Origin of the sequence: Palleronia sediminis (assembly GCF_004358695.1) — a bacterium.
Taxonomy (GTDB): Bacteria; Pseudomonadota; Alphaproteobacteria; order Rhodobacterales; family Rhodobacteraceae; genus Palleronia; species Palleronia sediminis.
On record NZ_SNAA01000003.1, the window covers coordinates 1 to 17,339 of the forward strand.

The window sequence follows — 17,339 nt, forward strand, 5'->3', positions numbered from 1 at the left end:
AGGGCGGCGCGGCCCCGCCCGACCGCCGCCGCGCCCCGGCCCAGCCCGTCGCCCCGCGCGGGGGGCAGCGCGACGAGCAGCACCGGCATGACGGCCCGGCTGGCCATCGCGGCGGCCACGAGGGGGCCGGCCGCCTCGGCCCCGAGCTGCGCCAGCGCCGCCGCCTTGAGCCCCAGTGCGAGGATCAGCGCGATCACGCCATAGCTGCCCACCCGGCTGTCGCGCATGATCGCGAGCTTGGCGTCCCGGTCGCGCCCACCGCCGAACCCGTCGGCCACGTCGCCCAGCCCGTCCTCGTGCAGCGCGCCGGTGGCCAGCACGGCGGCGGCCACCGCCAGCAGCCCCGCGATCAGCGGATCGCACCCCGCGGCCCATGCCACGCCATGCGCGGCGGCCGCGATCAGCCCCACAACCAGTCCCGCAAGCGGCCAGGCCCAGGCCGAGGCGCCCATGCCGGGCGCCGCACCCGCGATCCGTCCCGCCGGGAGCCGCGTGAGCAGCATCAGCGCGACCTGCGCCTCGGCGAGGCGGGTGCGGATCACCCTCCGGCGACCCCGGCCTCGGCAAAGGTCGCCATGCCGCCATGACATGCCAGCGCCGCGCGCAGCACGCCCAGCGCCAGCGCCGCGCCCGACCCCTCGCCCAGCCGCATCCCCAGATCGAGCAGCGGCGCCTTGCCCAGCGCCGCGATCATGCGGCCATGGCCCGGCTCGGCGCTGCGATGCGCGACGAGGCAGTGATCGAGAAACCCCGGATCGGCGGCGAAAAGCGGCAGGACGGCCGCGGTGCAGATGAACCCGTCGAGGATCACCGGCACCCGCGCCGCGCGCGCGGCCAGAACCGCGCCGCAGATCGCCGCCTGTTCGCGCCCGCCCAGCGCCGACAGGATCGCCATGGGCGCGCGGTCGGGGTTCCGCTCGAGCGCGGCGGCGACCACGCGGGCCTTGCGCGCCATCGTCGCGTCGTCGGCGCCCGCGCCCGGCCCGACCCATTCGGCCACCTCTCCGCCGAGGCAGGCGGCGGCAAGCGCCGCGGCGATGGTGGTGTTGCCGATCCCCATCTCACCCAGCACCAGCACATCGGCGCCCGGATCGCTTGCCGCGGCGCCCGCGTTCATCGCGGCGAGCGTTTCGTCCGGGCGCATCGCGGGGCCTTGGGTGAAATCGGCCGTGGGCCGGTCCAGATCGAGCGGCACGACGGCAAGCTCGGCCCCCGCCCAGCCGCAAAGCTGGTTGATGGCCGCGCCGCCATGGCGGAAATTGGCGACCATCTGCGCCGTCACCTCGGGCGGAAAGGCATTGATCCCTTGCGCGCAAACCCCGTGATTGCCAGCGAAAACCAGCGCCTGCGCGCGGTCGATGCGCGGGATCTCGCGGCCCTGCCAGCCGGCCATGAAGATCGCCAGATCCTCGAGCCGGCCCAGCGATCCGGGTGGCTTGGTCAACTGCCCCTGGCGCGCAGCCGCGGCGCGCGCGGCATCGGCATCGGGGGCGGTCAGATGGCCTGCCAGGCGGGATACGGCATCCAGATCGGCAAGGGAGAAGGCGTCTTTCATGGTCATTTCACCTGCAGGGGAAGGCCGGACACGGCCAGGACGACCTCGTGGGCCGTGGCCGCGACGCGCTGGTTGAGTTCGCCCGCCGCGTCGCGGAACGCGCGCCCCAGCGGCGTTTCGGGCACGATCCCAGACCCGACCTCGTTGGTCACGATCACCACCGGCGCGGATTGTTCCGCCAGCGTGTCGCAAAGCCGCGCCCCCGCCGCCGCGACGTCGTGGCCGCCCAGCATGAGGTTGGTCAGCCACAGCGTCAGGCAATCGACCAGCCGCGGCCCCGCGCCGTCGCTGCGCATCAGCGCCCGCGAAAGGTCGAACGGGGCCTCGATATCGCTCCAGTCCGGGCCGCGCCGGGCGCGGTGGGTCGCGATCCGCGCACGTATCTCGCCGTCGCGCGGCTCGGCCGTTGCGATATAGATCGCGGGCCGGCCCAGCGCGAGCGTCCGCGCCTCGGCGATGGCGCTCTTGCCCGAGCGTGCGCCGCCGGTGACGAGAATGATCTTGCTCATGGGTCGGCGACAAAGCAGAAGCCGGGACCGAAGGAAAGACACGGAATGGCGCGGCGCCAAGATCGGCCGCGGGCGATCCGGCCCCGCCACGGCGCGCGGGCCGCAACGAGGTGCGATGTGCGGGACGCCATCCCTTTCACGCTGATCCGCCATGCCCCGGTCGTGGCCGATGGCCGCGCCTACGGGCGGCGCGACCTGCCCGCGCGCATCGACCCGGCCGCCTGCGCCCGATTGCGCGCGGCGCTGCCCCCGCCGTCGCGCCTGATCGCGAGCCCCGCCGCGCGCTGCCTCTCGACCGCCGCCGCGATCTGGCCCAATCTGGTGGCGCAACCCGAGCCCGCCCTGCTCGAGCAGGATCTCGGCGCATGGGAGGGGCTGCCTTTGTCCGACCTGCCCGATATCGGCCGGCTCGACGGGGCCGCGCTGGCCACGCACCGCCCGCCCGGCGGCGAAAGCTTTGACGACATGCGCGCGCGGGTGGCGCCCGTGCTGGCGGCGCTGTCGGAGCCCGCGGCGATCGTGGCCCATGCCGGCACCGTCCGCGCGGCCCTCTCGCTTGCGCTGGGCGATATCCCCACGGCGCTTCGGTTCGAGATCGCTCCGCTATCCGTCACCGAGATCCTGCGCCTGCCGCAGGGATGGGTGGTGCGGGGGGTGAACCGATGCCCCTGAGCGCGCCGCGCCGCCTGCGCGTGCCGGGCCATTTCGGCGAGTTGCTGCAAGGGCGGCTGGGGCCCGCGGGGCCGGTGGTGCTGGTGACGCTGCCCTGCGCCGCGCTCGGCACCACGATCCACGGCCGCGCGGCGCGGCGTCTGGCGATCCACGACCCGGCGCGGGTGCTGGGGCCGGGGGCGGCGCGGCGGCTGCTGGCGGGCCTAGGCGCGCGCCCGGTCCACGCGGCACTGCGCAGCGACCTGCCGCCCGGCGGCGGGGCGGGGGCCTCGACCGCGGCGCTGGTGGCGCTGGCGCGGTTTGCCGCCCCCGACGCCCGGCCCGAGCGGATCGCGCGGGCGGCGCTTGCCATCGAGGGCGCGACCGATCCGCTGATGTTTGACGCGCCCGAGCGGCTGCTCTGGGCCTCGCGCATGGGGGCCGTCGTCGCGCGGCGCGACGCGATGCCGCCGCTCGATGTCGTCGGCGCGCTTTTCGGCCCACCATGCCGCACCGATCCGCTGGACGACGCCTTTCCCGATATCTCGGACCTCGTGCCCGAGTGGCGGGCCGCGCGCGATGCCGCCGCGCTGGCCGCCGTGGCAAGCGAAAGCGCGCGCCGCACGCTGGCCCTGCGCGGCCCCGCGGACGACCCGGCCCCGGCGCTGGCCGCGCGGCTCGGGGCGCTGGGCTTTGCCATCGCCCATACCGGCCCGGCGCGCGCCTTGGTCTTTGCGCCGGGCACGGTTCCGCCGGGCGCTGCGGCGACGCTGCGCGCGGCGGGCGGCCGCGGCGTCCTGCGGTTCCGCGCGGGGGGCGGGCGATGAGCGCGGCGGCGATGCTGATCGCGCTGGCCATCGACGGCGCGCTGGGCTGGCCCGACGCCGCCTATCGCCGCATCGGCCATCCCGTGACATGGCTGGGTCGGCTGATCGACCTGCTCGACCGGCGCTGGAACCGCGGCACGGACCGCGCCCGCCACCGCGCGGGGATCGCGGCGGCGGCGGCGGTGATCGCGGCGGCCGTGCTGCCCGCGATGGCGCTGGCCGCGATCCTGCCCGGCGGCGTGACGGGGGCGGTGCTGACCGGCGTGCTGGCCTGGCCGCTGGTCGCGGCGCGCTCGCTTTTCACCCATCTGCGCGCCGTGGCCGACCCGCTGGCCGCGCGCGACCTGCCCCGCGCGCGGGCCGCGGTCGCGATGATCGTCGGCCGCGATCCGGCGACGCTCGACGCCGCAGGGGTGGCGCGCGCCGCGCTCGAAAGCCTGGCCGAGAATACGTCGGACGGGGTGGTCGCGCCGCTTTTCTGGGGCGCGCTGTTCGGCCTGCCGGGGATCGCGGGCTACAAGGCGATCAACACGCTCGATTCGATGATCGGCCACCGCACCCCCCGTCACGAGGCGTTCGGCGCCGCCTCGGCGCGGATCGACGACCTGGCCAACTGGGTGCCCGCGCGGCTGACCGGGATGATCTTTGCCGCCGTCTCGCCCCGCCCGCGCGCCGCGCTGGGAGCGATGGCCCGCGATGCGAGGCGGCACCGCTCGCCCAATGCGGGCTGGCCCGAGGCGGCGATGGCCGGCGCGCTCGGGGTGCGGCTGTCGGGTCCGCGCATCTACGGCGACCGCATCGCGCCCGAGCCCTGGCTGAACGGCGCGGCCCCCGATCCGGGGCGCGACACGCTGGCCCGTGGGCTGCGGCTCTACCTGCGCGCGATGCTTGGCGTGGCGGCCGGGCTTGCGCTATGGGCGGCGGCATGACGCGACGCGATCACGGCGGAAATCTCGACGAGGCCCGCGCCCGGTTCGGCGGGGCGGACTGGATCGACCTCTCGACCGGGATCAACCGCCGGCCCTATCCACTGCCGCCGCTGCCGCCCCATGCCTGGCGCGACCTGCCGACCCGCGCCGATATCGAGGCGCTCGCCGCCGCGGCCGCCCGCCGCTACGGCGCAGGCGGGGCGGTCCTGCCGCTCGCCGGCGCGCAGGCGGCGATCCAGCTTTACCCGCGGCTCGAGCGGCCGGGCGCGGCGCGCGTGCTCGGCCCGACCTATAACGAACACGCCGCGAGCCTGCGCGCGGCAGGGTGGCGCGTGCGCGAGGTCGCGACCCCCGAGGCACTTTGCGGCGCCGATCTGGCCGTCATCGTCAATCCCGACAACCCGACGGGGCGCGACCTGCCCGCCGCGACGCTGACGGGGATCGCGGCCCAGGTCGGGCGGCTCGTCGTCGACGAGAGCTTTCGCGACCCGACCCCGGCGGCATCGGTGGTCCCCGCCGCGGGCGGCAACCTGCTGGTGCTGCGCTCTTTCGGCAAGTTCTACGGGCTCGCGGGGCTGCGGCTCGGCTTTGCCATCGGGGGGGGCGACACGCTGGACGCGCTGGCGGCCATGGCCGGGCCATGGGCCGTGTCGGGACCGGCCTGCGCCATCGGGCGCGCGGCGCTCGACGATGCGGCCTGGGCGCGCGAGGCCGCCGATGCGCTCGCCCGCGATGCCCTGCGGCTCGACCGGCTGGCCGAGGGCGCGGGGTGGCGCCTCGAGGGCGGGACGGCGCTGTTCCGGCTCTACGACACGCCCGATGCGGGGGCGTCGCAGGAGGGGCTTGCGCGCCATGCCATCTGGTCGCGCATCTTTCCGTGGTCGGCCCGCGCGATCCGGCTCGGCCTGCCGGGGCATGAGCACGAATGGTCCCGGCTCGCTACGGCCCTGTCTTCTCTTTCATAAATACCCCATCCCCGGCCTGCCGCCGGGCGATGCCCTCGAGCAGGTCGAGACAGGCCTGCAACTGCCCGCAGTCGACGTATTCGTCGGCCTTGTGGGCTTGCGCGATATCGCCCGGCCCGCAGACCACGGCATCGCAGCCCAGCGACTGGAACAGCCCCGCCTCGGTGCCGAAGGACACGAGCTCGGCCCCGTTCGCACCGGTCAGCGCCGCGATGACGGCGCGGGCCTCGTTCTCGGGCACCGGCTCCAGGCCCGGCACCTCGCCCACGGTCAGCATCTCGACCGCCGCCTCGGGGTGGACGGCGCGCATCGCGGGCAAAAGCACCTCGTCGCAATAGGCCCGCGCCGCGCCCAGCGCGAAATCGCGGTCGGCCCAGGCGACGGGGCGCAGTTCCCAATCGACCTGCGCCAGGCCCGCGATGACGTTATGGGCCACCCCGCCCTCGATGCGTCCGATCTGCAGCGTCGTGTGCGGCGGATCGAATGCCGAGCCCGCGGGGCAGCGGTCGCGCAGATCGGCCCGCAGTTCGAGCAGGCGCATGGCGAAACGGGCAGCGTATTCTACCGCCGACACGCCGCGATCGGGTTGCGAGCCATGCCCCTCGAGCCCGTGGAACCGGGTTGAGTATTCGCAGCAGCCCTTGTGCCCCTCGACGATCCGCATCGAGGTCGGCTCGCCGATCAGGGCAAGGCGGGGGCGCAGCCCCTCGGCGCGCATCGTCTCGACCAGTTGCCGCCCCCCGAGGCAGCCGACCTCCTCGTCATAGGTCACGGCGATGTGGACGGGGCGGGTGGCGCGCGCCAGATCGGGCAGGGTTTCCAACACGCAGGCCAGGAACCCTTTCATGTCGCAGGCGCCGCGCCCGTAAAGCCGCCCGCCGGAGTCGCGCATGAGAAAGGGGTCGCCGCTCCAGCCGGTTTCCTCGGCGGGGACAACGTCAGAATGGCCCGACAGGACCACGCCGCCCGGCGCCTCGGCGCCAAAGCTCGCGAGCAGGTTGGCCTTGGTGCCGTCCGCCGACGCGATGAGCCGGATGCGCGCGCCGGCGTCTTCGAGCCGGTGGGCCATCATGGCGATGAGCGCGCGGTTGCTTTCGGCCGAGACCGTGGGAAAGGCGATCAACTCGCCCAATGTCCGGGCCGTGGCCGCGAGCCGGCTCATGGCTTGACGACGAGGGCGCGGGGATAGTCGCACAGGCACTCCGCCCGCGCGCCCTCGCGGATCAGGATCGTCTCGGTGATCTCGAGCCCCCAATCCTCCATCCACAGCGCCGGCATGAAGTGAAAGGTCATGCCGGGCCTCAGCTCGGTCCGGTCGGTTTCGCGGATCGAGACGGTATGCTCGCCCCAGTCGGGCGGATAGGACAGCCCCACCGCATAGCCGACGCGGCCCGGCCGCTCGATCCCGTGGCGGCGCAGCACGTCCTTGAGCGCGATGGCGATATCGGCGGCGGTGTTGCCGGGGCGGGCGGCGTCGAGCCCGGCCTCGATCGCCTCGAGCAAAGCGGCCTCGGTGTCGCGCACCTTTTGCGGCGGTTTGCCCAGGTAGACGGTCCGGCAGAAGGGCGCGTGATAGCGGCGATGACAGCCCGCGATCTCGAAGAACGTCGCCTCGTCGCGCTGGAACGGGCGCCCGTCCCAGGTCAGGTGCGCGGCGGTGGCATCCTCGCCCGACGGCAGAAGCGGCACGATGGCCGGGTAATCGCCCCAGGCGTCCGCGGTGCCGCGGATGGCGTCTCGATAGATCTCGGCCACGAGCTCGTTCTTGGGCAGGCCGGGCTCGACGCGCTCCATGATCCCGGCGATGACCTTGCTGCTGATCCCCGCCGCCTTGCGCATCAGCGCGATTTCCTCGTCGGACTTGACGGTGCGCTGCCAGTTCACCGTGTTCGTGGCGTCGGGAAAGGCGGCGTCGGGCAGTTCCTCGACCAGCACCTCGAGCGCGCGGGCGGTGAAATAGTAATTGTCCTTTTCGACGCCGATCCGCGCGCGCTCGAGCCCGTGTTCGCGAAAGATCGCGGCCAGCGTCTGCATCGGATGGCGGTCGGTCGACTGGATGTAGTCGTCGGAATAGTCGCGCACGTTCGCGCGGTCGATCCAGACGGTGCGGTAGGCGCCGAAGGCGTCCATGCGCCGCCCCCACCAGAGCGGCTGGCCCTCGGGCAGGACCAGAACGCCCTGGTGGACGTAGAAGGACCAGCCGTCATAGCCGGTGAGCCAGCCCATGTTGGACGGGTTGGTGACGAAAAGCGCGTCGAGCCCGTCGCGCGCCATGGCGGCGCGGGTCAGGTCGAGGCGCCGCGCGTATTCGGTGTCCGAGAAACGGGGCTGGGGGGTCATCGCGGGCTCCGGCGATCGTGGCGTGTCGCGACAGCCCGACCCCAGACGATATCCCCTTGTCAAGCACCGGCGCAGGGGCGCCCGTCCGCGTCACTCGGGCGGAAGCTTGTAGGCCACGATCTGGTCGCCCACCTCGGGCTTGAGGATCGAGTTTCCGCCCGCGACGAAGACGACGTATTGCTCGCCCTCGTGGACGAACACGGCCGGGTTCGAGACCGAGGGCGCCATGACGTTGTCCCACCAGAGTTCCTCGCCCGTGCCCGCGTCGAGCGCGCGCACGCGGGCGTCGATTGAAGCCCCGATGAAGATCACGCCGCCCCCGGTCGTCACCGGCCCGCCGATGGTCGGCGTGCCCCAGGATTTCGGCATGTAGAACCCATAGCGCTGGATCTGCCCAAAGGGCTTTTCCCAGACCTTTTCGGCAGCGGCGAGGTCATAGGCGGTCATCGTGCCGAAGGGCGGCTTCCAGCAGGGCATCCCGGCCCAGTTGTTGAAGTTCATGAGGTAGAAGCCGTAAGGCGCGCCCTCCATCTCGGAATAGCCCTGCTCGGCGCCGGAATCGCCGGTGATATCCTCGTATTCCTCGCGCGGGATCAGGCGATATTCCTGCACGACGCGGCTTGCGTTGACGTAGTAGAGCCCCGTCTCGGGGTCGAAGCTGCCGCCGCCCCATTGCATCCCGCCCGCCGTGGCGGGGTAGGTGATCGTCCCCTCGACCGACGGCGGGGTGTAGAGCCCGTCATATCGCATCGCCTCGGCCCGGCGCGAACAACTGCCGAAGGACACGAGATCGGCCAGCCACCAGACCCCCGGCCAGGCCTCGGGGTCGTTGGTCGGCGGCGGCGCGGTCGGGAAGGGCTGCGTCGGCGCGGCCTGTTCGCCCTCGGCATCCGAGGCGGGCACCTCGCGATCCTCCCAGTCGAAGATCGGCTCGCCGGTCTCGCGGTCGAGCACGTAGAGCAGCCCCTGCTTGGTCGTCTGCACCAGCGCGTGCACCGTTTCGCCGTCGCGGTCGAGATCGACCAGCGTGGGCGCCGCGTTGGTGTCGTAATCCCAGATGTCGTGATGCACGAGCTGGCGCGACCACGCGATCTCGCCGGTCTCGACGTCGACGGCCGTGACGGATGTGGCCAGCGGGATGTCCTCGGTGCGGTTGCCGCCCCAGAAATTTGGGCTGGGCGACGAGACGGGGATATAGACCAGCCCGAGCTCGGGATCGGCGCTCATCGCGGTCCAGACATTCGCGGTGCCGGTGCGCGGGCGGATCTCGTCGGGGATGAACTCGACCGTCCATTTCCGTTCGCCCGTGCGTGCATCGACGCCGAAGACGGTGCCCGGCGGCGCCTCGGACATGGCCCAGTCCTTGCCCGCCCACCCGATGACGAGCGTATCCTCGACCACCGTGGGCGGCTGCAACAGCGACAGCGGCCAGCGGTCGTTGGTCGTGTTCCACCGGTTCACGTCGAGGATGCCGTTATCGGCGAAACCGGCGCAGGGCTCGCCCGTATCCGCATCGACCGCGTGCAACGTCGCGGTCATCGTGCCGAGATAGACCATCCGCGCGCAGGCCCCTTCGGCGCCCTCGTCCTCCCAATAGGCGACGCCGCGGTTCTTGAGCGCGGGTTGAGTCAGCGCCTCGAGCCGGGTCTGGCTGTCATAGGACCATTTCTCGGACCCCGTGGCGGGGTCGAGCGCGATGATCCGGTAGAAGGGCGTCCCGAAATAGAGCGTGTCGTTGGCATAGACCGGCGTGGCCGACCACACCGTGGGCGGCAGATCGCCCGAGCCGTCCGACAGGTCGCCCGTGTGATATTCCCAGGCGCGTTGTAGCCGGCCGACATTCTCGGGGGTGATCTGGTCGGCGGGGGCGTATTTGCGCGCCGCGAGGTCGCCGTGGAACGCAGTCCAATCGTCCTGCGCGAGCACGGGCAGGGCGGCGGCGGTGGCGGCGAGCGTGGCGATCAGGCGGATCATGCGGTGTCTCCGAGCAGCAGTCCGATCAGCAGGGTTCCCAGCGCGACGAGGGCGGAGAGCGTGATGCCGGGTTGCATCAGCATGAACCCCGCGACCGAGGTCAGCAGCGCGGCAAGCAGGCCCAGCCCGGCCCATGCCGCCCGGCCGCGGGCCATGACGAGGAAGAGCACCGCGCAAAGCGCGATCCCGGCATGGCCCAGCGCCGTCAGGATCGGCCCGGCGGTGTCGTCGATGCCGGTCATCGGCGCGCCATAGGACCAGACCGAGAATCCCAGCCCGACGAGGGCGGCGACGACGGTTGCCGACAGGAATACGGGGCGGGGATGGGTCATGGGGCCTCGCAGCGTCTTTTTTTGTCCAACGCCACCCGCGGGGGGCGGTTCCGGCGACGCGGGTTCGGGCGCCGGGCTTTCCATGGGGGCGCGACGGCGCTAAGGCGAAGGGGCCGCCAGACCCGAAGGAGGGACCGCCATGGACGATCTTCGCCGCAACGATCAGCTCGACGAATGGGACCGCGGGTCCTTCTTTCATCCCTCGACCCATCTCGCGCAGCACGCGCGCGGCGAGTCGCCCACCCGCATCGTCAAGACCGCCTCGGGCGTTCATATCGAGGATCGCGACGGGCAGCGCTGGCTCGACGGGTTCGCGGGGCTCTATTGCGTGAACGTGGGCTACGGCCGCACCGAGATCGCCGACGCCATTGCGGCGCAGGCGAAGGAGCTGGCCTATTACCACGCCTATGTCGGCCACGGCACCGAGGCCGCGATCACGCTGGCGCAGATGGTCATGGACCGCGCGCCCGCGCATATGTCCAAGGTCTATTTCGGGCTGTCGGGGTCGGATGCGAACGAGACGAACCTCAAGCTCGTCTGGTATTACAACAATATCCTCGGGCGCCCCGAAAAGAAAAAGATCATCTCGCGCTGGCGCGGCTACCACGGCTCGGGGCTGATGACCGGGTCGCTAACCGGGCTCGAGATGTTCCACAAGAAGTTCGACCTGCCGATGACGCCGGTGCTGCACACCACGGCGCCCTATTACTACCGCCGCGAGAACGACGCGCAGACCGAAGAGCAGTTCTCGGCCCAATGCGCCGCCGACCTCGAGGATCTGATCGCGCGCGAGGGCGCCGATACCATCGCCGCCTTTTGGGCCGAGCCGATGCTGGGCACGGGCGGCATCGTCCCGCCCCCCAAGGGCTATTGGGAGGCGATCAAGCCGATCCTCGAAAGGCACGAGATATTGCTGGTGGCCGACGAGGTCGTGACCGGTTTCGGCCGCCTCGGCACGATGTTCGGCTCGGAGCATTACGGGCTCGAGCCCGATTTCATCACCATCGCCAAGGGGCTGACCTCGGCCTATGCACCGCTGTCGGGCTCCATCGTCAGCAAGAAGGTCTGGGAGGTGCTCGAGAAGGGCACCGACGAGAACGGCCCCATCGGGCATGGCTGGACCTATTCCGCCCATCCCATCGGGGCGGCCGCGGGTGTCGCCAACCTCAAGCTGCTGGACGAGCTGGGCCTGATCGCCAATGCCGCCGAGATCGGCGCCTATCTCAACGCCGAGATGGCGCGCGCGCTGGCCGATCACCCGCATGTGGGCGAGGTCCGGGGCGAGGGGATGCTCTGCGCGCTCGAGTTCGTCGAGGACAAGGACCGCCGCCGGTTCTTTGACCCGGCGCGCAAGATCGGGCCGAAGGTGGCCGGAGAGCTTGCCAACCTGCATGTCATCGGCCGCGCCATGCCGGGGGGCGATATCCTTGGCTTCGCGCCGCCCTTCAGCCTGGGGCGCGAGCATGTCGACGAGATTGTCGGCTCGACCGTCAAGGCGGTGCGCGCCGCCGGGCTGTAAGGGGTGCGGGCGGGCAGGCCGCTGCGCCCGCCCGCCCGCCCGTTACGCGTCGATGCGGCGCAACGCGTCGGCAAAGGTGGCCGGGTCGACATTGCCGCCCGTGGCCACCACCGTCACCATGTCGCCCGCGATCGCGTCGGGGTGGAACAGCGCCGCGGCCAGCGCCACCGCGCCCCCCGGCTCGAGCACCAGTTTCAGCCGCAGGAAGGCCAGTGCCATAGCGCGCAGCGCCTCGGCGTCGGTGACGACGATCCCCGGCCCGCAGAGCCGGTGCAGGATCGGGAATGTCAGCGCGCCGGGGCTGTCGGTAACGATGGCATCGCAGATCGAGGCCGCGCCGGGCGCGTTGCGCAATCGGGTGCCGGCGGCAAGCGACCGCGTCATGTCGTCGAAACCCGCGGGCTCGACCGGGCGGACGCGCAGCCCCGGCGCGCGCGCCTCGAGCGCGAGCGCGACCCCCGCGGCAAGCCCGCCGCCACCGCAGCAGACCAGCACGTCGCCCTGCGCCGCGGGCCCCAGATCCTCGGCGATCTCGAGCCCGACGCTACCCTGACCCGCGATGACGCGGGGATCGTCGAAGGGGCGGATCAGCGTCAGCCCGCGCGCCTCGGCCAGCTTTTCGCCGATGGCGTCGCGATCCTCGCCCCCGGCGCGGTCATAGAGCACCACCTCGGCCCCGAGCGCGCGGGTGTTGTCGATCTTGAGCCGCGGCGCATCGGCGGGCATGACGATCACCGCCGGCGCGCCATGGTCGCGCGCGGCAAGCGCGATTCCCTGCGCGTGGTTGCCCGACGAAAAGGCGATGACCCCGCGCGACCGCTCGGCCGGGGACAGCAGGCCGAGCGCCGCCCATGCGCCGCGGAACTTGAAGCTGCCGGTGCGCTGCAACGGCTCGGCCTTGACCATGACCCGCCGCCCGGCCACCTCGTCGAGGTCCGGGGAGGCCAGCAGCGGCGTCCGCACGGCATGGCCCCGCAGCCTGCGGGCGGCGGCCACGATATCGTCGATGCCGACGCTCACAAGGCCGCCAGCCAGGCGCGGATCGCGTCGAGCGACTCGGGTTCGTCGAGAAAGGGCACATGGCCGCGGTCGGGGATCTCGGCCGCGATCATGTCGGGCCGCCGGGCGCGCATCGCGGCAAAGGTCTCGGGCGTCAGCAGGTCCGAATTCGCCCCCCTCAGCGCCGCGAGGGGCAGGCCGTCGAGGGCGTCGAACAAGGGCCAGAGGTCGGGCAGGTGGGCGGCCCATGCCGCGCGCACCGTCTCGGCCAGTGCCGGATCATAGCGCAGCGCCAGCCCGTCATCGGTTTCGCGAAAGGCATGGCGCGCCTCTTGCAGCCAGCGGGCGCGGGGCACCCCGGCAAAGCCCGGCACGAGACCGGCGCGCAGATCCGCGGCCTCGTCCAGCGTCCGCGCCGCGGGCGTCCTGCCGATATAGTCGCGGATCGCCGCCAGCCCGACCGCCCCGAGTTCCGGCCCGATATCGTTGAGGCAGACCCCCCGAAGCCGGTGTTTCGCCGTGGCCGCCAGCGTCATCGCGATCAGCCCGCCGCGCGAGGTGCCGAGGATGGGCAGCGCGTCGTGGCCGAGGTGATCCATCAGCTCGAGCGTATCGCGCGCCTCGACCGGGATCGTGTAGCTGTCGGGCGCGCCCCAATCGGACCGGCCGCGCCCGCGATAATCGAGTGCGATCAGCCGCGCCTCGGGCAGGGCCTGCGCGAGATAGTCGAAATCGCGCGAAGACCGCGTGAGACCGGCAAGGCACAGCACCGGCGGCGCCGTCTCGGGGCCGTGCAGCCGGTAATGCAGCCCCAGCCCGTCGGAGGTCGTGAAATCAGGCATGGGCGGCACCGACGTCGAACGGCGCGCCGCCGGCCTCAGGCTTTACCGTCATTCCGTTCCCGCCCGTTCCATCCCAACCGTTGCAAAGGTCGCATGGCGGACCGGGCACGGCAAGCGGATGATCCGTCGGATACGCAGCAAATACAGCCGGTTTACAGGCGTTTCGCGGGTTTTTCCGCCCTGCCGGTTTACATCGGCGCCGCCCCGCCCCACCTTGACGGGGTCACGCAAAGAGCACCCGCCGAGACTGGCGGCCTCGTCAAATCCCATCCCACCCAAGGAGTCATCATGAGCCAGGTCAAGGCAGGCGATACCGTGCGTATGCACTACGAAGGCAAGCTGGACGACGGCACGCCGTTCGATTCGAGCGCCGGGCGCGATCCGCTCGAGTTCACGGTCGGTTCGGGCCAGATCATTCCGGGGCTCGACCAGGCCGTCGCGGGCATGGAGGTCGGTGAGAAAAAGACCGTCACCGTCGCGCCCCAGGACGCTTATGGCGAGCGCGATCCCCAACGCGTTCAGGCCGTGCCGCGCGAACAGATCCCCGACCATATCCCGACCGATCCGGGCACGCAGCTTCAGCTTCAGACGCCCGAGGGCCAGACCGTTCCGGTGACGGTGGCGGGTGCGACCGAGCAGGAAGTGATGCTTGACGCGAACCACCCGTTGGCCGGGCAGAACCTGACCTTCGACGTGGAACTCGTCGAAATCCGCTAGGGCCCGCGCGGGGGGCGCCCCTCGGGCGTCCCCCGCCGCTCAGTCGGTGCCGTTGGCCTTGGGCGTGGGCATTCCCACGACATGCACGCCGCCATCCACATGCACGATCTCGCCGGTCGTGCAGGCGCCGTAATCCGACGCGAGCCACACGGCCGTGCCGCCCACAGCCTCGAGCGTGGCATTGGCGCGCAGCGGCGCGTTTTCCTCGGTGAACTTGAAGGTCTTGCGCGCCCCGCCGATGGCGGCCCCGGCCAGCGTCTTCATCGGGCCGGGCGAGATGGCGTTGACGCGGATCCCGTCGCGCCCGAGATCCGAGGCGAGATAGCGCACCGTCGATTCCAGCGCCGCCTTGGCCACCCCCATCACGTTGTAGGACGGCCAGACCCGGTTCGACCCCTGGAAGGTCAGCGTCAGTACCGTGCCGCCATCGGGCATCAGCTCGGCCGCGCGGCGCGCCACGTCGATCAGCGAAAAGCAAGAGATCGTCAGCGAGTTCTGGAAATTGGCGCGGGTGGTGTCCGAGAACCGGCCGGTAAGCTCGGTCTTGTCGGAATAGGCGATGGCGTGCACGACGAAGTCGATGCTGCCCCATTGCTCTTTCAGGGTGGCGAAACTGCGCTCGAGCGTCGCGTCGTCGGTGACGTCGATCTCCATCAGCAGATCGCTGCCGACCGATGCGGCCAGCGGAACGACCCGCTTTTTCAGGGCCTCGCCCTGGTAGGAAAAGGCAAGCTCGGCCCCCTCGGCCGACAGCGCCCTGGCGATCCCCCACGCGATGGAGCGATCGTTCGCGACCCCCATGATGAGGCCGCGCTTGCCCCGCATCAGATCCGCCATGCGTTCAGTCCCTGTATTTCGTCAGCAGCATCGAGCCGTTCGTTCCGCCAAAGCCGAACGAGTTGGTCATGACGGTGTCGAGTCCGGCATTCTCGACGAGTTCGGTCGCGATCTCGCCGGGGCGGATGCCGTCGTCGAGCGTGTCGACATTGATCGACGGCGCGATGAAGTCGTGTTGCAGCATCAGCAGGCAATAGACGGCCTCCTGCGCGCCGGTGGCGCCCTGGCTGTGCCCGGTCATCGACTTGGTCGAGCTGATCGGCGGCGTCTTTCCCTCGCCAAAGACGCGGCGCACGGCCTCGACCTCGCCCACGTCGCCCACGGGGGTCGATGTGCCATGGGCGTTGATATAGCCCACGCGGCCCGCGTCGTGGTTCTGAAGGGCCAGCCGCATCGCCCGTTCGCCGCCCTCGCCCGAGGGGGCGACCATGTCATGCCCGTCCGATGTGGCGCCGAAGCCCGTCACCTCGGCATAGATGCGCGCGCCGCGGGCCCGTGCGTGATCGAGGCTTTCGAGCACGACCATCCCGCCGCCGCCCGCGATGACAAAGCCGTCGCGGTCGCGGTCGAAGGCCCGGCTGGCGCGTTCCGGCGTGTCGTTGAACTTGGACGACATCGCGCCCATGGCGTCGAACAGGCACGAGAGCGTCCAGTCGAGCTCTTCGCCGCCGCCGGCGAACATGACGTCCTGCGTGCCGAGCGCGACCTGCTGCGCGGCCATGCCGATGCAATGCAGCGAGGTCGAGCAGGCCGAGGTGATCGAAAAGTTCATGCCCTTGATCTTGAAGGCGGTCGAGAGGTTCGCGCTGACCGTGGACGACATCGCCTTGGGCACGGCAAAGGGGCCGATCCGCTTGGGGCTGCCTTTTTCCAGCACGATCTGGTGCGCCTGGAACAGCGCGCTGGTCGAGGGTCCGCCCGATCCCGCGATCAGCCCGGTCGAGGGGTTCGACACCACCGCCTCGGGCAGACCGGCATCCGCGATGGCCTGCTGCATGGCGATATGGGCATAGGCCGCGCCCGGCCCCATGAAGCGCAGCGCGCGCTTGTCGACATGATCGGCCGGGTCGATCTTGGGCGTGCCGGCGACGCGGCTGCGAAAGCCGTGCTCGGCCATCTCGGGGCTGGCCTCGATCCCCGAACGCCCGGCCTTGAGCGCGGCGGTGACTTCCTCGGCGGTGTTGCCGATGGGCGAGACGATGCCCATCCCGGTGACGACGACGCGGCGCATCGCGCTCTCCTCGATTAAGTGGATCTCAGCTTTCGGACAGGGCGACCTTCATGTCCTTCACCTGATAGATGGTCTCGCCGTCGGCCTCCACCCGTCCGTCGGCCACGCCCATCGTCAGGCGCCGCGATTGCACGGCCTTGGTGAAATCGACGAAATAGGTCAGCTTGCTGCGGTCGGGGCGGACCATGCCGGTCAACTTGACCTCGCCCACGCCCAGGGCATAGCCGCGCCCCTTCCAGCCGCGCCACCCGAGGTTGAAGCCGGTCAACTGCCACAGCCCGTCGAGCCCGAGGCAGCCCGGCATGATCGGGTTGCCGGGGAAATGGCATTCGAAGAACCACAGGTCCGGTGTGATGTCGAACTCGGCCACGACATGGCCCTTGCCGTGCTGCCCGCCATCGCCCGAGATATCGGTGATCCGGTCCATCATCAGCATCGGCGGCATCGGAAGCTGGGCGTTGCCCTCTCCGAACAGCTCGCCCTGCGCGCAGCGGATCAGGTCCGCGCGGTCGAAGGACGTTGGGGAATCGGTCATCCGGGAGCCTCGGGCCTTGGGGAACGTCAGGGCGACGATGTATCACCGCGCCTCGCCGCGGCGCAAGGGTCAGGCCCCCGCCGCGCCCGCGTCGGGGGAATTGAAGTCGCCGGCGTTTTCGCCATATAGAGGCTTCATGACCGAGATCGCCGCCACAGTCGATGATGCCAGCCTCCGCAAGGGGACGGACTGGCTGTCCCAGGCCAGCCTGCGCCCGACCCGTCAGCGCATCGCGCTGGCCGCGCTTCTGGTGGGCGATGGCGAGGATCGGCACGTCACGGCCGAGGGGCTGCACCTGGCCAGCCGGTCGGCCGGGCAGAAGATCTCGCTCGCCACGGTCTACAACACCTTGCGGGCCTTTTGCGACGCGGGCCTGATGAAAGAGGTGCGGGTCGAGGGCGCGCGGTCCTATTTCGACACCCGCACCGACGAACACCCGCATTTCCTGTTCGAGGATGACGGCAGCCTCACCGATGCCCCCGCCGAGGATCTGGAAATCGCGCGGCTGCCCGAACTGCCCGAGGGCACACGGCTGGCCTCGGTCGACGTGGTGATCCGGCTGCGCCGCGACGGCTGA

19 protein-coding genes are annotated in these 17,339 nt (G+C 71.3%); 7 read left to right on the forward strand and 12 right to left on the reverse strand.

Translation table 11 applies throughout. The annotated features are described in order from the left end of the window. The 3 genes from E2L08_RS03645 to cobU form a co-directional block, all read right to left on the reverse strand. A partial coding sequence (locus E2L08_RS03645) for an adenosylcobinamide-GDP ribazoletransferase (RefSeq protein WP_240758103.1) occupies positions 1-542 on the reverse strand: 542 nt, incomplete at its 3' end. After that, positions 539-1,555: a nicotinate-nucleotide--dimethylbenzimidazole phosphoribosyltransferase gene (cobT, locus tag E2L08_RS03650; RefSeq protein ID WP_133395709.1), complete on the reverse strand. Its 1,017-nt coding sequence runs from the start codon at positions 1,553-1,555 to the stop codon at positions 539-541. The genes E2L08_RS03645 and cobT, both read right to left, overlap by 4 nt. A 2-nt stretch (positions 1,556-1,557) precedes the next feature. Next, the gene (cobU, locus tag E2L08_RS03655; protein ID WP_133395710.1) at positions 1,558-2,064 is read right to left on the reverse strand and encodes a bifunctional adenosylcobinamide kinase/adenosylcobinamide-phosphate guanylyltransferase; all 507 of its coding nucleotides are present in this window, start codon (positions 2,062-2,064) and stop codon (positions 1,558-1,560) included. Between the two features lie 117 nt (positions 2,065-2,181). Between cobU and E2L08_RS03660 the strand changes: the two genes are divergently transcribed. The 4 genes from E2L08_RS03660 to cobD are packed head-to-tail and all read left to right on the forward strand — an operon-like array spanning position 2,182 to position 5,436. After that, positions 2,182-2,736 carry a histidine phosphatase family protein gene (locus tag E2L08_RS03660; protein ID WP_240758104.1) on the forward strand — a complete coding sequence of 185 codons (555 nt, stop codon included), beginning with the start codon at positions 2,182-2,184 and terminating at the stop codon, positions 2,734-2,736. Then, positions 2,727-3,542 (forward strand): GHMP family kinase ATP-binding protein, encoded by an 816-nt coding sequence (locus tag E2L08_RS03665; protein WP_240758105.1) that lies wholly within the window; start codon positions 2,727-2,729, stop codon positions 3,540-3,542. The genes E2L08_RS03660 and E2L08_RS03665 overlap by 10 nt, the downstream gene beginning before the upstream one ends. Next, complete coding sequence (cbiB, locus tag E2L08_RS03670) at positions 3,539-4,471, forward strand: adenosylcobinamide-phosphate synthase CbiB (protein WP_133395713.1); 933 nt, start codon at positions 3,539-3,541, stop codon at positions 4,469-4,471. Before E2L08_RS03665 ends, cbiB begins: the two co-directional genes overlap by 4 nt. Then, positions 4,468-5,436, forward strand: coding sequence for a threonine-phosphate decarboxylase CobD (gene cobD / locus E2L08_RS03675; protein ID WP_133395714.1), 969 nt, complete (start codon positions 4,468-4,470; stop codon positions 5,434-5,436). Before cbiB ends, cobD begins: the two co-directional genes overlap by 4 nt. On the opposite strand, the gene argE is transcribed toward cobD, so the two are convergent. From argE to E2L08_RS17105, 4 genes are all read right to left on the reverse strand, one after another. Beyond that, positions 5,411-6,598 (reverse strand): acetylornithine deacetylase, encoded by a 1,188-nt coding sequence (gene argE / locus E2L08_RS03680; protein ID WP_133395715.1) that lies wholly within the window; start codon positions 6,596-6,598, stop codon positions 5,411-5,413. The genes cobD and argE overlap by 26 nt on opposite strands. Continuing rightward, positions 6,595-7,776, reverse strand: coding sequence for a M24 family metallopeptidase (locus E2L08_RS03685; RefSeq protein WP_133395716.1), 1,182 nt, complete (start codon positions 7,774-7,776; stop codon positions 6,595-6,597). Before E2L08_RS03685 ends, argE begins: the two co-directional genes overlap by 4 nt. A gap of 90 nt (positions 7,777-7,866) precedes the next feature. Continuing rightward, the gene (locus E2L08_RS03690) at positions 7,867-9,750 is read right to left on the reverse strand and encodes an outer membrane protein assembly factor BamB family protein (RefSeq protein WP_206076960.1); all 1,884 of its coding nucleotides are present in this window, start codon (positions 9,748-9,750) and stop codon (positions 7,867-7,869) included. Beyond that, a complete protein-coding gene (locus E2L08_RS17105; RefSeq protein WP_206076961.1) occupies positions 9,747-10,082 on the reverse strand; it encodes a hypothetical protein in 336 nt (111 codons plus the stop codon). Before E2L08_RS17105 ends, E2L08_RS03690 begins: the two co-directional genes overlap by 4 nt. Positions 10,083-10,221: 139 nt before the next feature. On the opposite strand from E2L08_RS17105, the gene E2L08_RS03695 reads away from it, so the two are divergent. Beyond that, positions 10,222-11,601: an aspartate aminotransferase family protein gene (locus E2L08_RS03695; RefSeq protein ID WP_133395718.1), complete on the forward strand. Its 1,380-nt coding sequence runs from the start codon at positions 10,222-10,224 to the stop codon at positions 11,599-11,601. Positions 11,602-11,643: 42 nt separating this feature from the next. Here E2L08_RS03695 and E2L08_RS03700 read toward each other — a convergent pair whose 3' ends face one another. Together E2L08_RS03700 and E2L08_RS03705 are read right to left on the reverse strand one after the other, a co-directional pair. Then, positions 11,644-12,621 (reverse strand): threonine ammonia-lyase, encoded by a 978-nt coding sequence (locus E2L08_RS03700; protein WP_240758106.1) that lies wholly within the window; start codon positions 12,619-12,621, stop codon positions 11,644-11,646. Continuing rightward, positions 12,618-13,442, reverse strand: coding sequence for an alpha/beta fold hydrolase (locus tag E2L08_RS03705; protein ID WP_133395719.1), 825 nt, complete (start codon positions 13,440-13,442; stop codon positions 12,618-12,620). The genes E2L08_RS03700 and E2L08_RS03705 overlap by 4 nt, the downstream gene beginning before the upstream one ends. Before the next feature lie 288 nt (positions 13,443-13,730). Between E2L08_RS03705 and E2L08_RS03715 the strand changes: the two genes are divergently transcribed. After that, complete coding sequence (locus E2L08_RS03715) at positions 13,731-14,159, forward strand: FKBP-type peptidyl-prolyl cis-trans isomerase (protein WP_133395721.1); 429 nt, start codon at positions 13,731-13,733, stop codon at positions 14,157-14,159. A gap of 39 nt (positions 14,160-14,198) precedes the next feature. On the opposite strand, the gene E2L08_RS03720 is transcribed toward E2L08_RS03715, so the two are convergent. From E2L08_RS03720 to fabA, 3 genes are read right to left on the reverse strand one after another with little or no spacing between them, the layout of a single operon-like run. After that, on the reverse strand, positions 14,199-14,996 hold the full coding sequence (locus E2L08_RS03720) for an enoyl-ACP reductase FabI (RefSeq protein ID WP_133395722.1): 798 nt from the start codon (positions 14,994-14,996) through the stop codon (positions 14,199-14,201). 4 nt (positions 14,997-15,000) lie between these two features. Next, positions 15,001-16,227: a beta-ketoacyl-ACP synthase I gene (gene fabB, locus E2L08_RS03725; RefSeq protein WP_133395723.1), complete on the reverse strand. Its 1,227-nt coding sequence runs from the start codon at positions 16,225-16,227 to the stop codon at positions 15,001-15,003. Between the two features lie 25 nt (positions 16,228-16,252). Further along, the gene (fabA, locus tag E2L08_RS03730; RefSeq protein WP_133395724.1) at positions 16,253-16,762 is read right to left on the reverse strand and encodes a bifunctional 3-hydroxydecanoyl-ACP dehydratase/trans-2-decenoyl-ACP isomerase; all 510 of its coding nucleotides are present in this window, start codon (positions 16,760-16,762) and stop codon (positions 16,253-16,255) included. 136 nt (positions 16,763-16,898) lie between these two features. On the opposite strand from fabA, the gene irrA reads away from it, so the two are divergent. Then, positions 16,899-17,339 (forward strand): iron response transcriptional regulator IrrA, encoded by a 441-nt coding sequence (gene irrA / locus E2L08_RS03735; protein WP_133395725.1) that lies wholly within the window; start codon positions 16,899-16,901, stop codon positions 17,337-17,339.

Coding starts and splice junctions, on each gene's coding strand:
- cobT (WP_133395709.1), bottom strand. CDS start 1,555: ATGAAAGACGCCTTCTCCCTTGCCGATCTGGATGCCGTATCCCGCCTG.
- cobU (WP_133395710.1), bottom strand. CDS start 2,064: ATGAGCAAGATCATTCTCGTCACCGGCGGCGCACGCTCGGGCAAGAGC.
- E2L08_RS03665 (WP_240758105.1), top strand. CDS start 2,727: ATGCCCCTGAGCGCGCCGCGCCGCCTGCGCGTGCCGGGCCATTTCGGC.
- cbiB (WP_133395713.1), top strand. CDS start 3,539: ATGAGCGCGGCGGCGATGCTGATCGCGCTGGCCATCGACGGCGCGCTG.
- cobD (WP_133395714.1), top strand. CDS start 4,468: ATGACGCGACGCGATCACGGCGGAAATCTCGACGAGGCCCGCGCCCGG.
- argE (WP_133395715.1), bottom strand. CDS start 6,598: ATGAGCCGGCTCGCGGCCACGGCCCGGACATTGGGCGAGTTGATCGCC.
- E2L08_RS03685 (WP_133395716.1), bottom strand. CDS start 7,776: ATGACCCCCCAGCCCCGTTTCTCGGACACCGAATACGCGCGGCGCCTC.
- E2L08_RS03690 (WP_206076960.1), bottom strand. CDS start 9,750: ATGATCCGCCTGATCGCCACGCTCGCCGCCACCGCCGCCGCCCTGCCC.
- E2L08_RS17105 (WP_206076961.1), bottom strand. CDS start 10,082: ATGACCCATCCCCGCCCCGTATTCCTGTCGGCAACCGTCGTCGCCGCC.
- E2L08_RS03695 (WP_133395718.1), top strand. CDS start 10,222: ATGGACGATCTTCGCCGCAACGATCAGCTCGACGAATGGGACCGCGGG.
- E2L08_RS03705 (WP_133395719.1), bottom strand. CDS start 13,442: ATGCCTGATTTCACGACCTCCGACGGGCTGGGGCTGCATTACCGGCTG.
- E2L08_RS03715 (WP_133395721.1), top strand. CDS start 13,731: ATGAGCCAGGTCAAGGCAGGCGATACCGTGCGTATGCACTACGAAGGC.
- E2L08_RS03720 (WP_133395722.1), bottom strand. CDS start 14,996: ATGGCGGATCTGATGCGGGGCAAGCGCGGCCTCATCATGGGGGTCGCG.
- fabB (WP_133395723.1), bottom strand. CDS start 16,227: ATGCGCCGCGTCGTCGTCACCGGGATGGGCATCGTCTCGCCCATCGGC.
- fabA (WP_133395724.1), bottom strand. CDS start 16,762: ATGACCGATTCCCCAACGTCCTTCGACCGCGCGGACCTGATCCGCTGC.
- irrA (WP_133395725.1), top strand. CDS start 16,899: ATGACCGAGATCGCCGCCACAGTCGATGATGCCAGCCTCCGCAAGGGG.